Annotated in this window: 10 protein-coding genes; 8 read left to right on the top strand and 2 right to left on the bottom strand. The window is 40.5% G+C overall.

Going from position 1 to position 12,850, the window contains the following annotated elements:
- Nucleotides 1-140 precede the first annotated feature (140 nt).
- The 5 genes from opp3b to FC81_RS09295 all read left to right on the top strand — a co-directional run bounded on the left by opp3b (nucleotide 141) and on the right by FC81_RS09295 (nucleotide 5,666).
- Nucleotides 141-1,070, top strand: coding sequence for an oligopeptide ABC transporter permease (opp3b, locus tag FC81_RS09315; RefSeq protein ID WP_057746138.1), 930 nt, complete (start codon nucleotides 141-143; stop codon nucleotides 1,068-1,070).
- Between the two features lie 5 nt (nucleotides 1,071-1,075).
- Nucleotides 1,076-2,101 carry an ABC transporter permease gene (locus FC81_RS09310; RefSeq protein ID WP_057746135.1) on the top strand — a complete coding sequence of 342 codons (1,026 nt, stop codon included), beginning with the start codon at nucleotides 1,076-1,078 and terminating at the stop codon, nucleotides 2,099-2,101.
- Between the two features lie 8 nt (nucleotides 2,102-2,109).
- Nucleotides 2,110-3,153, top strand: coding sequence for an ABC transporter ATP-binding protein (locus FC81_RS09305; RefSeq protein WP_057746132.1), 1,044 nt, complete (start codon nucleotides 2,110-2,112; stop codon nucleotides 3,151-3,153).
- A gap of 25 nt (nucleotides 3,154-3,178) precedes the next feature.
- Complete coding sequence (locus FC81_RS09300) at nucleotides 3,179-4,129, top strand: ABC transporter ATP-binding protein (RefSeq protein WP_057746129.1); 951 nt, start codon at nucleotides 3,179-3,181, stop codon at nucleotides 4,127-4,129.
- A 436-nt stretch (nucleotides 4,130-4,565) separates the two neighbouring features.
- Entirely contained in the window at nucleotides 4,566-5,666 is a 1,101-nt protein-coding gene (locus tag FC81_RS09295) for a glycosyltransferase (protein WP_057746126.1), read from the top strand.
- Nucleotides 5,667-5,842: 176 nt separating this feature from the next.
- Here the strand turns inward: FC81_RS09295 and FC81_RS09290 are convergent, their stop codons facing one another.
- Nucleotides 5,843-6,514, bottom strand: coding sequence for a histidine phosphatase family protein (locus FC81_RS09290; protein WP_057746123.1), 672 nt, complete (start codon nucleotides 6,512-6,514; stop codon nucleotides 5,843-5,845).
- Nucleotides 6,515-6,713: 199 nt separating this feature from the next.
- Nucleotides 6,714-7,316: a VTT domain-containing protein gene (locus FC81_RS09285; RefSeq protein WP_420806356.1), complete on the bottom strand. Its 603-nt coding sequence runs from the start codon at nucleotides 7,314-7,316 to the stop codon at nucleotides 6,714-6,716.
- Between the two features lie 216 nt (nucleotides 7,317-7,532).
- Between FC81_RS09285 and helD the strand changes: the two genes are divergently transcribed.
- The 3 genes from helD (at nucleotide 7,533) to guaA (ending at nucleotide 12,546) form a co-directional block, all read left to right on the top strand.
- On the top strand, nucleotides 7,533-9,827 hold the full coding sequence (gene helD, locus FC81_RS09280; RefSeq protein ID WP_157054787.1) for an RNA polymerase recycling motor HelD: 2,295 nt from the start codon (nucleotides 7,533-7,535) through the stop codon (nucleotides 9,825-9,827).
- Between the two features lie 134 nt (nucleotides 9,828-9,961).
- The gene (coaA, locus tag FC81_RS09275; RefSeq protein WP_057746118.1) at nucleotides 9,962-10,882 is read left to right on the top strand and encodes a type I pantothenate kinase; all 921 of its coding nucleotides are present in this window, start codon (nucleotides 9,962-9,964) and stop codon (nucleotides 10,880-10,882) included.
- Nucleotides 10,883-10,989: 107 nt separating this feature from the next.
- Nucleotides 10,990-12,546, top strand: a complete 1,557-nt coding sequence (gene guaA, locus FC81_RS09270; protein WP_157054785.1) for a glutamine-hydrolyzing GMP synthase — start codon at nucleotides 10,990-10,992, stop codon at nucleotides 12,544-12,546.
- Nucleotides 12,547-12,850 lie beyond the last annotated feature (304 nt).

Here is a 12,850-nt window from a genome sequence, read left to right as displayed (position 1 = left end):
TGTCTATTTTAGAATTTAAAATCGATTGGGGGATTAACAGCAAATGTTAACCCCCAATTGCTGTTTGACGGTATATAATAGTGGAAGCTGCAAAAAAGCAGTTAGTTAATTATCTTGTTTTTAGAATGTGAGGAAATAATATGCGGAAATATCTTCTTAAGCGCGTTTTCTATATGATATTGACGTTATTCCTGGTTGCAACAATTACCTTCTTCTTGATGAAGTTAATGCCAGGGACGCCTTATTCAAATCAGCAGAAAATGACGGCACAACAGATTCAAATCATGAATGAACAATATGGTTTGAATAAACCTATGTGGATGCAGTATTTAATCTACTTAGGCGGAATGCTCCACGGTGATTTAGGAGTTTCATTCCAGTTTAGTAATCAACCCGTATCATACTTAATCGCTAGTCGGATCGGAGCTTCGGCTCAGTTGGGGATTCAAGCAATGATTTTCGGGGTAGTCTTAGGGATAGTTATTGGTTCAATTGCAGCGGTTAATAAGAATACATGGATCGATACACTGTGTACTATCTTATCGATTATTGGTAAGTCAGTCCCTAACTTTGTTTTAGCCGTTTTACTGCAGTTTTATATTGCATTAAAACTCGGTTGGTTCCCTATCGCGGATTGGGGTGGTTTCAGCTACACGGTTCTGCCGACGATTGCACTCGGAGTTGGACCGCTTGCTGAAACAGCTCGTTTTATCCGAACTGGGATGGTCGACGTGCTTAATTCTGACTATATTGAGTTGGCTAAGGCTAAGGGGATGAGCCGGTACGGTATCGTCTGGCACCATGCACTTCGTAATAGCTTGATTCCTTTAGTGACCCTGATTGGACCATATACAGTTGCGTTAATGACAGGTTCAATGGTTATTGAAAATATCTTCTCGATTCCAGGGATTGGGGAACAATTTGTTAAATCTATCCTGACCAATGATTATCCAACGATCATGGGTGTCACGATGCTGTTTTCTGCTGGATTAGTAGCTGTTATTTTATTAACAGATATCATTTATGGAATAATTGATCCGCGGATTCGACTTAGTGGAAGTGGGGATTAAATAAAATGGAAGAAAAATTGAAATTAGGTCCAGAAAACTTTGAGGCTTTGCCCAAAGCAGAAGAATTGGACAATGAAAAAATTGCTGCACCATCACTAACGTTTGTCCAAGACGCATGGCGCCGTTTAAAGATGAATAAAGGTGCGTTGATCTCATTCATCATCATTGTTTTGATGATTATCATCTCATTTGGTTCAACCCCATTTATCAACCATGATTCGTTGGTTAAGTCAGCACCAAAATACGCCAACTTGCCAGCTAAGATACCTGGTGTTCCTATTAATGGATTAAATGGCAAGCTGAAGGTTTCTGGTGAATGGGTCGATGAATACAAACAAAATAATGTTCCCGATAACAAGTATTTTGTTTTAGGAACGGATTATTTAGGGCATTCACTTGCTGAACGGATTATTTATGGGACGAAGATCTCATTGATCGTAGCGCTGGTCGCAACCTTCTTTGATCTGACCCTCGGAGTCGCGTACGGTATAGTTTCTGGCTGGCGTGGCGGGCGAGTCGATAATGTTATGCAACGGATTATTGAAATTATTTCGTCTATTCCTAGTTTGGTAATCGTTGTGTTGATGTTGATTGTTTTGAAGCCCGGAATGACTTCAATTATTGCCGCAATCGCTATTTCCAGTTGGACGACAATGGCCAGGATGATTCGAGCCGAAACGCTGCAGCTGAAGTCGCAGGAGTATGTGCTAGCAGCGAGAACGTTAGGCGAATCACCATGGAAAATCGCTTGGAAGCATTTAGTGCCTAACTTATCCAGCATTATCATTATTCAAACGATGTATACAATTCCAACAGCAATCTTCTTCGAAGCATTCTTGAGCTTTATTGGAATCGGGATCAGTGCCCCGCAGACTTCACTAGGTGTGTTGTTGAATGATGGTCAGAAGAACTTTCAGTTCTTACCATATCAGATGTGGTATCCCGCAATCGTATTGTGTGTCTTGATGATTGCCTTTAACCTGCTGGGTGATGGATTACGTGATGCATTCGATCCGAAAACTAGGAGGTAGATGAGATAATGGCTGAAAGAATTTTAGATGTAAAAAACTTAAAAATCGATTTTCACACGTATGCTGGAGATGTCAAAGCCATTCGGGATGTCAGCTTCCACTTAGATAAGGGTGAGACCTTAGCAATTGTTGGTGAATCTGGTTCAGGGAAATCTGTTACGACTAAGAGTTTAATGGGTTTGCTGGCTAATAATGCTGAAGTTACTGGCGGATCGATCATGTTCCATGATCAAGACATTTTGAAGAAGTCTGAAAAAGAAATGCAGAATATTCGTGGAAAAGATATCGCGATGATTTTTCAAGATCCAATGACGTCACTTGACCCAACGATGCGTATTGGGCAACAAATTGCTGAACCACTGATCAAACATAAACATGTTGATAAGAAAAAAGCTTGGTCGCAAGCTTTAGATTTATTAAAGTTAGTTGGGATCACGGATGCTGAAGAGCGGATCAAAAATTATCCGCATCAATTCTCAGGCGGACAAAGACAGCGGATTGTTATTGCGATCGCACTGGTTTGTTACCCAGAGATCTTGATCGCTGATGAACCAACAACCGCACTAGATGTTACTATCCAAGCTCAAATTTTAGAGTTGATGAAAGAATTGCAAGAGAAGATCGAGACTTCAATTATCTTCATCACCCATGATTTGGGTGTTGTTGCTGGAATGGCTGATCGTGTTGCTGTAATGTATGCAGGGCAAATTGTTGAATATGGAACGGTTGATGAGATTTTCTTCAACCCGCAACACCCATATACATGGGGCTTATTAAATTCAATGCCGACACTATCGAGCACAAAATTAGAGGCAATTCCGGGAACACCGCCAGATTTGTTGGATCCACCTAAGGGTGACCCATTCGTGGCGCGTAATCCGTACGCGATGAAAATAGATGCTGAACAGAGACCGCCATTCTTCAAGGTCTCAGAGACACATTATGCTGCAACTTGGTTGTTACATCCAAATGCACCAAAAGTTACACCGCCAGATGAGATCATCCGACGTAGACAAACTTTTAAAGACATAATGGCTCATAAAGCAATTTGAGAGACTGAGGAAGGAAGAAGACCATATGTCAGAAAAACAAAGAAAAATTTTGGAAGTAAAACATCTTAAACAATACTTTAATGTGGGTAAAGCCGATGAAGTCAAGGCGGTTGATGACGTTACCTTTGATGTTTACGAAGGTGAAACCTTTGGTCTTGTTGGCGAATCCGGTTCTGGAAAGACAACCACAGGTAGAAGTATTATCCACCTCTATGAACCAACAGCTGGGAATATTTTATTCGAAGGAAAAGATATCAGTAAGCTAAAAACTAAGACCGATTTTTTGAGCTTCAGAAGAGAAATGCAGATGATCTTTCAAGATCCATATGCTTCATTGAACCCGCGGATGAAGATCAAGGATATTGTTGCTGAAGGGATCGACATTCATCACCTCGCTAAGAATGATGCAGAACGTAGCAAGGTGGTTGAAGATTTATTAGAGACCGTTGGGCTTAACCGTGATCATTCAAGCCGTTATCCGCATGAATTCTCAGGCGGTCAGCGACAAAGGATTGGGATTGCGCGTGCACTAGCTGTACAGCCTAAGTTTATTATTGCTGATGAACCAATCTCAGCTTTGGATGTTTCGATTCAAGCTCAAGTCGTTAACTTGTTGAAGGATTTACAACGTGAACATGGTTTGACATATCTCTTTATTGCGCATGATCTTTCGATGGTTAAATATATCTCGGATCGTATTGGAGTTATGCATTACGGCAAACTACTTGAAGTCGGAACTGCTGATGAAGTCTATGCACACCCGCTGCATGATTATACAGCTAGTTTAATTTCAGCCGTGCCGGTTCCTGACCCAGAGTATGAGCGGACCCGTAAACAAATTCCTTATGATGCTGCAGGCGAGCAAGATCATCCAGGCAATCCACGTAAATTGCGTGAGATTGTTCCCGGCCATTTTGTTCGTTGTACAGAAGAAGAAGTTGCACTGTATAAGAAAAAGGCAGCTGCTTATAATTAGTTGAGTATTTTCTATAGACGATCCATTAGCCTACTTTAGGGGCTTTTGGGACCGTCTATTTTTTATGCGTAGGGTATTGGTATAAAAGCACATCTTTTGACAACGTTTACGTAAAAGAATATGCTAGCTACAACTTTAACCTAGAATAAGTAAACTATCATAAAGTATTCATTTAAGTATAGAACAAGACAGGAAGTCTCTTAGACACGAAATAGTTATCAAGAATTACCCACAGATGAAATCTAGATTAAGGGGGTGAAAGAAGAGATAAGCAAATTATGCTAGTTATTTTAAGGTGCTAAACTGATTAAAAAGATGGCATTCAACAATATCAGCTCAGTTGTTATTAACTATGAAAACTTGAAGAACGTTAGCTAAGTCAAAGAGGATTTATGAGAAGCTGCAGTCAGTTTTACTAGTTAAGGGGCGTAAAATTATGAATATTTTAATTGGTGTTGAGAACCTACAAATGGATGGGGTTAAAAGAGTAGCAACAGTTGTCGGAAACAAGTTATCACAGAAGTATAATTTGTATTACTATTCGCTTGCAACTACGGAATCGTTCTTTATCCTTGACGCACCACTGATCAAGGCAAAGCATCCAGTCAACACTGGAAAGAGTTTTCGTGAAGGAAAGCCGCTTCAGAAAAATAGTCAGCAGATTGAGGATCTGGTAAATATCATCAAGAAAATGGAGATTGATGTTGTTGTTCTCAATGCTGGATTATTTACTAGTTTTGCACCGCTAATTAAAAAAGAGGTACCAAAGATCAAGTTGGTTGCTTGGATGCATAATAACTATCAGACGTATTTGAAAAAATATTATAAAGATATGCGAGCTGAGTTTATTGCAGGTCTAAAAGCGGTGGATACAGTGGTGACCTTAACTGAGAATGATCGAATCGGTTTTTCAAGATATAATAAGAGCACGATAAAAATCCATAACCCCATTACACTGCAGAATAAATTAAAAAGTAAGTTAGATCATAAGAATATTGTGGCTGTTTCACGCTTAGACCTTAAACATAAAGGGTTAGATTATTTGGTTGAACTAGCCCAGTATTTACCGCAAGGGTGGTGTATCAAGCTGGCGGGTGATGGTCCAGATAAAGAGTGGCTGAAAACTGAGATCAAGAATAAAAAACTGCATACCAAGTTACATTTATTAGGAAAACTAACGGATAAGGATCTGCGAACTTTATATCGCAAAGGGGCAATCTTTGTGACCACTTCCAGATGGGAAGGTCTTCCCTTAGTGATCGGGGAAGCAATGAGTTTTGGTTTACCGGTGGCAGGAATGTGGAACACGGGAATTCAAGAGTATTTACAAGATGGAAAGTATGGGTTATTAATTAAAAACCATGATGCAAGTGATCTTGCTAAAGTGATCAATCCATTACTAAGAAAAATGGCATGGCGGCGTTATTTCAGTCATCTCTCTATTCAGCGATCGCAGGCTTTCTTACTCAACCGTGTTATCAAACAATGGTACTTACTGTTGGATGGACTAGGTAAGACTGAAGTCGAAATGGTTTGAAGAAGGCTAATATAATATGAAAGAGGAATCTGATGGAAAAGCTATTAGTAGTTAATAGTTCTATTCAAGTACACAAAAAGGCTGAGTCAAAGATAATTTGACCCAGCCGCTTGTTTTAATATCATAATAAAATATATTTTGTGAGTTACTAGCATAGCTTTTTGTCTTTTTAAAGATCAATAGGTCTGTTCATCAAGAAAATGATTGTAATAATCAATTTCAACATTATCCTGGTTGACGAGCATCTTGGTGACAGAACCATTAGCCGGCCCGTGAGAAATGATGTCAATGTCAGGCGCAAAGCGATGGACAATACTGCGAATCGTTGTACCATGACTAACCAGCAGGACTTTATCGTTATCTTTTTGCTGTGCGCGTAAGAAGTCGAAGCCAGCATCGATACGTGACCAGTATTCAGTGTTATTTTCAGCATCGTGGAAAGGGTCAGTTTCTTTCATGAAATCACGTGATTTTTCAATGGAATATTTTGTGATCAATTCTTCAAACGTTTCACAACCATGCATTGCTCCAACCATCAACCACGTTTGGCTGGAATCATTACCTTCAAAATAACCATAACTCTGTTCGCGGAAGTTGCGGAGGATCCGCGGTTGCGGCAAAGCAGCTGACGCAACATTTTCATCAATGATATAACCACAAGTCCGTTTGGCTCTGGTTGTATCACTGTGATAAACGTTAGAGAAGTTGATATGTGCAAGGTGGCGCCCCGCACGATGCCCGTCTTCAATCCCTTTCGGAGTTAACGGAGAATCACACCAACCTTGCATCCGGCGATAATGGTTTAAAAAAGTTTGCCCGTGACGTACAAAATAAATAGTAAACGACATCAATTTGCCTCCTAAAAGTTAGTTACGAAATAATTAACGCTACATCAAACAGTATACCTTGAATTGTGTTCTGACTGAAATTAATTTGTTTAAAAAATAAATTAATTTGAGAAAAGTGAGTGCAGGGGAACTATCAAAACAAAACTACATAAAAAGACTGGTACCAAAAAGCTTTTGTGCCAGTCTTGTGAAAATTAAATTAATAGTTTGGTGTAGCTCGATCTTTCATGAAACGGTAGAGGAACATTATCAAGCCAGGAACAGCAGTCAATGCCGCAAGCCCGATAAAGATCAACGAAAAGTGTTCTTGAACATAATCAATCTGCCCGAAGAAATAACCTAAGGAAGAACCGCTAGTTACCCATAAGAGAACTCCTAGTAAATTGTAGATAGAGAAACGTTTATAGTTCATCTTAGCACTACCAGAGATCAAGGGAATAAAAGTTCTGATTAATGGGATAAAGCGCCCGAAAACCACCGTTTTTCCACCGTGCTTATCAAAGAAGCGCTGGGCCTTGGCAAGTTTTTCCGCGGATATCAAACGTCTAAAAAGGGGAAGCCTATGCAAGTTGCGTCCGATTTCGAAGTTAACAGTATCACCGATCAATGCAGCAAAGAAGAATACCGGGATAAGGATGCGAATATCCAGCGTTGAGCCGGTAATCGCAGCGAGTGTACTGGCGAAGAAAATCAATGATTCTCCTGGGAGAAAGGCAAAAACAACGAGCCCGGTTTCCATGAAAACAAGCGCGAACAAGGTAAGATAAATCCAGCCACCGAGCATGTCGATCATTGGTGTCATATACAAATGAAAGTGTGAGAGAAAAAATAGAGCCTGACTGACCAAAGCAACACTCCCCTTACAATAGATTTAGTTAAATTCTAACTGGTTTCGGTAGAAATTACTAGTAATAGAGCCGTTAGTTAAACTAATTTTAAACTTTTTTAAATAGCCTTTAATTGTCGCGATACGGCAAAAATGATAGAATTATATGATTAGTAAGCGAGAGAGCGGGGGATTGATTTGACGGTCAAAAAACAAGAACAACAGCGGATGGATGATGTTATCAGTAAGATAAAGATAGCAGAGAGGGAACACCATAAAGAGATTAAGAAAGCGGAAAGTGATACCCACGCCATAAAAGATGATTTTTCAAATAATTTACGGCTGAAAACTGAAACATATTCAGGGATTTTTGAAACAGCAGCCACAGTACGGCAGCAGCAGCAAATGCTGCAAGAACGTGAGAACAGTTGGCAGCATGCGACTAAACGATTGGATATATTAAAAAAGTTAGAGAAAACACCGTATTTTGCCCGTATTGATTTTCAAGAAAAAGGTGAAAAAAAAGCCGAATCAATTTATATTGGGTTAGGTTCATTTGCTGACCGACCAGATAACTTTTTGATCTATGACTGGCGGGCTCCGATCTCAAGTATCTATTATGATGGTGGAATTGGTCAGATCACATACCAGACGCCTGACGGACCACAACAAGTAGATGTAACTTTGAAACGACAGTTCGTCGTTGAGAACGGTAAAATTAAAACCGTTTTTGATACAGATGAGGCTGTAGGCGATCAGATGTTACTGGATGTCTTAGATGAATCATCTGATACCAAGATGAAGAGTATTGTTACGACGATTCAAAAGGAGCAAAATCAGATTATTCGTGAAACAGATGCTGAGTTATTATTTGTACAAGGAGCAGCTGGTTCAGGAAAAACGTCGGCTGTTTTGCAACGAGTTGCCTACCTGCTCTATCGTTATCGGGGCAAGTTGAGTTCTAGCCAAGTCATCTTATTTTCACCCAATCAGTTGTTCAATGACTATATTGACCAAGTCTTACCTGAATTAGGTGAACATAACATGGTCCAGATGACGTACTACCAATATGCTCAACGCCGCTTACCGCGGATCAAGGTGGAAACGCTGCAGGAAAGATTTGAAGCTCAACGGACTGCGACCCAGCAGAAAATCTTGAACCTAAAAAACAGCCTGTATTTCTTCGATGCTGCAACAACATATACACAATATCTGGAGAAGAAGGGGATGCACTTCAAGAACATTATGTTCCGGGGCAAACCATTCTTTAGAAAAGAAAAAATAAGTCAGATCTACTATAATTTTAATGAAAACTACCATTTGCGTACTCGGTTGAGCGCAACCAAAGAGCGCTTGTTGAAGACACTTAACCGTAGGGTCGAAAGTGAGTCACGGACAGAGTGGGTTGAAAAGGCGATTCAAGATGCAAGCCAACAGCAATTAAATGAGTTGTATGGTGACCATCCGCGCAATTTTGAAAATGGTGATAAAGAGATGCATTACTTGGCGCGGCAGCTGGTGATGGAACAGTATAAAAAAATCCATGCAGACATTATCCATACTCGGTTTATCAATATTAATGCACAGTATGTACATTTTCTTAAAAACGTGCCAGAGCTGATTGACCTGGATAAATATGGAATATCAGAAGCTGAATGGAAGGACAGTGTGTTAGATGTGATAGCCCGGTTTAAGGCGGGAAAAATGCAACTGACAGATGTTACACCCTATCTACGTTTATATGACCGTATTACTGGTAAACGCGGTAATACAGAGATGCGCCATGTCTTTATTGATGAAATTCAGGATTACACGCCATATCAGCTGGCTTTCTTGAAAGAGAACTTTCCCCGAGCACGATTTACGGTTCTGGGAGATTTAAACCAAGCGATTTTTACTAAGATGAACAGCTATAACCTTTTAGAAGATGTAAGCACAATGTTCCCCCAAGATAAGACCAAGGTCGTTCAACTGACCAAGTCTTATCGTTCAACCAAGCAGATTACAGATTTTACTAAGCAGATCCTAGTTGACGGTACGGCTGTGGAATCGTTTGAACGTAGAGGAGATCTGCCCCAAATTATGGTGGATAAGACGACTACGGCTCTTGCCAAAGATGTGGCTTTACAGGTCAGAAAGAATAACGAAGACAAGTTAACGACGGCGATTATCTGTAAGACATTAGACGAATGTGAAAAGCTGCTGAAAGCTTTACGAGAAGATGATGTCAAAGTAACGCTGATCAAGACGGAAAACCAGCGTTTAGCAGCAGGAACGATCATTGTGCCCGCCTTCTTAGCGAAGGGGCTTGAATTCGATGCTGTAATTATGTGGAATGCGAATGATAAGAACTATGCGCTTGAGAGTGAACGACAACTAGTATACACGATCTGTTCGCGGGCAATGCACCGCTTAAATATCTATGCAGAGGGACGATTATCACCGTTATTCAACCAAGTTCCAGCGGAATTTTACCAGCTTAAATAGTAGAAATAATCTTTAGAATGACTAACTGATGATAACGAGTATTAGTTTAGGAAAAGACTGCTAATTTATAATTGGATTACTAATAAAAAATGTTATAATCGACTTAATTATTTAAGCAGATATAGGAGCCGCTAATGTATAATCAGATGAATTACTACAAGATTCCGCGTGAAGAATGGCGTGAATTTTATCAGGATCACATCTCACCATTACGTGCAGCCGAACTGGCGCGGATAAAATCATTAAATGACCGTATTTCACTCCAAGATGTACAAGATGTTTATGTTCCTCTCGTCCATCTTTTGGGATTGCATATGGATGCGCGTCGTGAGCTGTTGCAGAGACAAGCTGGCTTTCTGGGGATTAAGCCACATAAGATCCCCTTTATACTTGGGATCGCTGGCAGTGTTGCAGTTGGTAAAAGTACGATCGCACGTCTTTTACAAACGATGCTGCGTGGAATTTACCCGGACAAGAAAGTCCAGTTGATTACGACGGATGGTTTTCTTTTTCCAAATAAAGAACTGAAGCGCCGGCACCTAATGAAGCGTAAGGGATTCCCTGAGTCATATGATATGCGGCGGTTACTGCTGTTTACGAATGACGTCAAGAATGGGTTGCCTGCTAAGGCTCCAGTCTATTCGCATAAGGTCTATGATATTATTCCGGATGAATATGAAGTCGTTGATAATCCAGATATTTTAATTGTTGAAGGGATCAACGTTTTACAGCTGCCGAGTAAGCAGCAGTTATACGTTAGTGATTTCTTTGATTTCTCCATCTACGTGGACGCCCAAGAGAGCTTGATCCAAAAATGGTATTTGGAACGATTTGAGATGCTGCTGGATACAGCTTTTCAAGATCCAACAAATTATTATTACCCATATGCTATCGGTGATCGAACAACGGCATTTAGGATGGCTAAGCGTGTCTGGCGATCGATCAATCGGCCTAACCTACACGAATATATTGTTCCAACAAGAAATCGCGCAGATTTAATTGTGCGTAAGACCAAAAATCACCTAGTAAACGAACTATTTCTACGTAAATATTAAAGAACTGTCATAATGTACGGAATTACTGTAATTTGATTTGACCAGTCTCTTAACTATCTGTAAAATAAGTGAGAGAGTAGTAGTAAAAATAAGACGAGGTGAATGCTTTGACAAATATTGACATGCAGGCTTTTGATAAGATCATCGTTCTTGACTTCGGAAGTCAGTATAATCAATTGATCACACGCCGAATTCGTGAGTTCGGTGTTTATTCAGAATTACTATCACATAAAACAACAGCGGCAGAGATCAAAAAGATGGCGCCTAAGGGAATTATTTTCTCCGGTGGACCTAATAGTGTTTACGATGGCAAAGCCTTCCATGTTGACCCAGCAATCTTTGAATTAGGGATTCCGATCCTGGGGATCTGTTATGGGATGCAGTTGATGGCGACTGAATTACCAGGTGGAAAAGTTGAAGGTGCAACCAATAAAGAATACGGTAAAGCTGTCATTAAGGTAACTGATGATAAAGCCGTTCTTTTTCATGATCTACCACAAAAACAAACTGTCTGGATGAGCCATGGTGACTTGGTTACCCAAGTGCCCGATGGTTTTAAGGCAACAGCAACGAGTGAGAACTGCCCAATTTCCGCAATGGCAAACGATGACAAGAAGTTCTATGGTCTCCAATTCCATACGGAAGTTCGCAACACTGAATACGGTAATGAGATTCTGAGTCATTTCGCCTTCGATGTCTGCGGAGCCAGCGACAACTGGTCAATGGATGACTTCATTGATATGCAGATCGCTAAGATTCGTGCGACAGTCGGTGACAAGAAAGTTCTTTTGGGGCTGTCAGGCGGGGTTGATTCATCCGTTGTCGGTGTTTTGCTGCATAAGGCGATCGGTCCGCAATTAACAAGTATTTTTGTTGATCATGGTCTGCTACGCAAAGGCGAAGTCGAACAAGTGATGGCGAGTCTAGAAGGCAAGTTTGGCTTGAATATTATCCAAGTCAACGCCAAAGAACGCTTTATGAATAAACTTGCTGGTGTCTCTGATCCAGAGAAGAAACGTAAAATTATTGGTAATGAATTCATCCGTGTGTTTGATGATGAAGCTGCTAAGTTAGACGGCATCGATTATCTTGCACAGGGAACACTGTACACGGATGTAATTGAATCTGGAACAGATACAGCTCAGACGATCAAATCGCACCATAATGTTGGTGGGCTACCAGAAGATATCCAATTCCAACTGATCGAACCCTTGAATACTTTATTTAAGGATGAGGTCCGTGAACTGGGTGAAAAACTGGGGATGCCATCTGAATTGGTTTGGCGTCAGCCATTCCCAGGTCCCGGTCTAGGGATTCGCGTTATCGGCGAAATTACAGAAGAGAAACTGCAAATCGTTCGTGACAGCGACCTGATCTTACGCGAAGAGGTTGCCAATCATGGCCTTGAACGTGAAATCTGGCAATACTTTACTGTCTTACCCGGCATCAGAAGTGTTGGTGTCATGGGGGATGGTCGGACTTACGATTACACCGTCGGCATTCGTGCTGTAACCTCAATCGATGGTATGACAGCCGATTTTGCCAAGATTCCATGGGATGTCTTGCAAGCAATCTCCGTCCGTATCGTTAACGAAGTTGCACATGTTAACCGCGTAGTGTACGATATTACGTCGAAGCCACCGGCAACGATTGAGTGGGAATAAAGAGCCAACTTAACTTGAAGAGGCAATCCCAATTTATCAACGTTTTAAGAGTAATAACTAGGCAAAAAATATTCAAATAAACAGACTTGTCTACCAAAAGTCTACTTTTTTATGGCTCTTTGTCAACGGGTGTTGATGAGAAATTTTCACGGGAAAATCAATTCATTTTCGAATTGGTTTTCTTTTTTTATTCGAATCATAAATTCAATTATAATCTGGGTGTAAAAATGTGACCAGTTTCTGTAGCCGTATGCCGTGCGTTTAATTTATTTGATTTTGCGATAGCACCTTCTAGTGGACCATT

The organism is Liquorilactobacillus capillatus DSM 19910 (genome assembly GCF_001434915.1).
In the GTDB taxonomy this organism is placed as follows: Bacteria; Bacillota; Bacilli; order Lactobacillales; family Lactobacillaceae; genus Liquorilactobacillus; species Liquorilactobacillus capillatus.
The sequence above is the reverse complement of the archived record's forward strand: the minus strand, read 5'-3'. Positions and strand labels throughout refer to the sequence as shown.